Source organism: Nostocoides australiense Ben110 (assembly GCF_001050535.1).
GTDB lineage: Bacteria > Actinomycetota > Actinomycetes > Actinomycetales > Dermatophilaceae > Nostocoides_A > Nostocoides_A australiense.
Window position 1 is genome coordinate 4,235,097 of sequence record NZ_HG764815.1, and the last position, 1,672, is coordinate 4,236,768.

General features: G+C 73.0%; 2 protein-coding genes. Both read left to right on the top strand.

Annotated elements, in window-relative coordinates; genetic code table 11:
- Positions 1-967: FHA domain-containing protein (locus tag BN11_RS22240; protein ID WP_407667997.1), on the top strand; the 967-nt coding region annotated here is incomplete at its 5' end.
- Positions 964-1,672 (top strand): type 1 glutamine amidotransferase (locus tag BN11_RS20995; RefSeq protein WP_083433930.1); only part of this gene is annotated, 709 nt, incomplete at its 3' end. The genes BN11_RS22240 and BN11_RS20995, both read left to right, overlap by 4 nt.

The following is a 1,672-nucleotide window of genomic DNA, read 5'->3' on the forward strand; positions in this document are numbered from 1 at the left end:
CTTGTTCTGCGAAGCCTGTGGCTACGACTTCACCACCGGAGCGTTGCCGGCGGCGGCGCCGGCGAGCCTCGAGGGCGTCAGCGCGGCCGGCCTCGAAAGCCCCGCCCCTCCGGTGCGCGAGCCGGCCGGTGCCGGTCTGGCTCCCGAGTCCGAGCAGCCGCCGGCGTTCGCGCCCGACGTCGCTGCGGCCGAGACCGAGTCGGAAGCCGAGGGCACGCCTGATGGCAGCGGCGAGCTCGCCGGGCTGAACGCTGCCGAGGAGCTCGACGCCGACGGCCTGTCGGTATCTGCCGAAGGCGAACCGGGAGACGGCGAACCCGGTCCCGGTGAGCCGGGGGACGGCGGTATACCCGCCCCGGACGCGCCTGAGAGCCCGGAGGCGCCCGACGGTTCTGACGCCCCCGAGGGTGCAGGAGCGTTCGAGGGTGCAGGGGCGTCCGAGGGTGCAGGGGCCCCGAGTGAGCCCGCTCCGGTCTCGGGTGAAGCCGAGGAGGCGGGTGCTGGGGAGCAGCCGCCGGTGCTCGGCGGGGTGGACCCGAACGTGCCGCCGCGGATCCCCTTCCAGTGGGTCGCCGAGGTGTGGATCGACCCGGACTGGTATGCCGATCAGCAGGCCGAGGAGCCGCTGCCGTCGGCGGGCCTGCCCGTTGTCGTCCCGCTGCGGATCGCGAGCGCGCTGATCGGGCGGGCGTCGGCGAGCCGGAATATCGTGCCCGACATCGACTGCTCTGCCGACCCGGGTGTCTCCCGGCGGCACGCGCAGCTGACGACGGACGGGTCGCGGTGGTTCGTCGAGGACCTGCAGTCCTCCAATGGCACGTTCGTCGGGCCGGCGTCGGGGCCGCTCCCCGATGACCCGATCGCCGTCGGCCCCAAGACCGAGGTCGGCGACAACCGCATCTATGTGGGGGCGTGGACTCGGATCGTCGTGCGACGCGCGACCGATGAGGAGATCGCAATCGGATGAGGCCGCTGACCTTCCTCACCGTCGAGCACGAGGATCAGTGCCCACCCTCGTGGCTCGGTGAGTGGTGGGAGGAGCGCGGCGTGACACTGCGCCGGGTGCGAGCGCACGTGCACCCGGACGGCGTTGCGGCAGAGATGATTCCGGCTGATGTAGGCGACGCTGACGCCCTCGTGGTCCTCGGCGGCGAGGCGGGGGCGAACGACGACGCGGACTACCCGTGGCTCCCCGCGACCCGCGAGCTGATCGCGCGGAGTGTGGAGGGCGGCATACCTTTCCTCGGGGTCTGCCTCGGCCACCAACTGGCGACCGTGGCCCTCGGCGGCGAGGTGCGGCGCAATCCGGCCGGGATGGCCACCGGGCTCACTGCGGTGGCGCTCACCCCGGCCGGAGCCACCGATCCGTTGCTCGGCGGATGCGACGGTTTGCGTGTCGTGCAATGGAACAGCGACATCGCCACCCGACTCCCTGAGCGGGCCGTGCAGCTGGCCACGGCACCCGACGGCACTCCGCAGGCGGTGCGGTTCGCGCCATGGGCGTATGGCGTGCAATTCCATCCCGAGGCCACACCCGAGCAGGTGGACTCCTGGTGGGTCGACAAGCCGTCGGCCGCCGAAGCCCGGGAGCGCGCCGCAGCGGCATCCGCGGCGATCCACGCGGCCCGCGACGAACTGCGCACCGCCTGGCGCCCGTTTGCCGCCCGCTTCG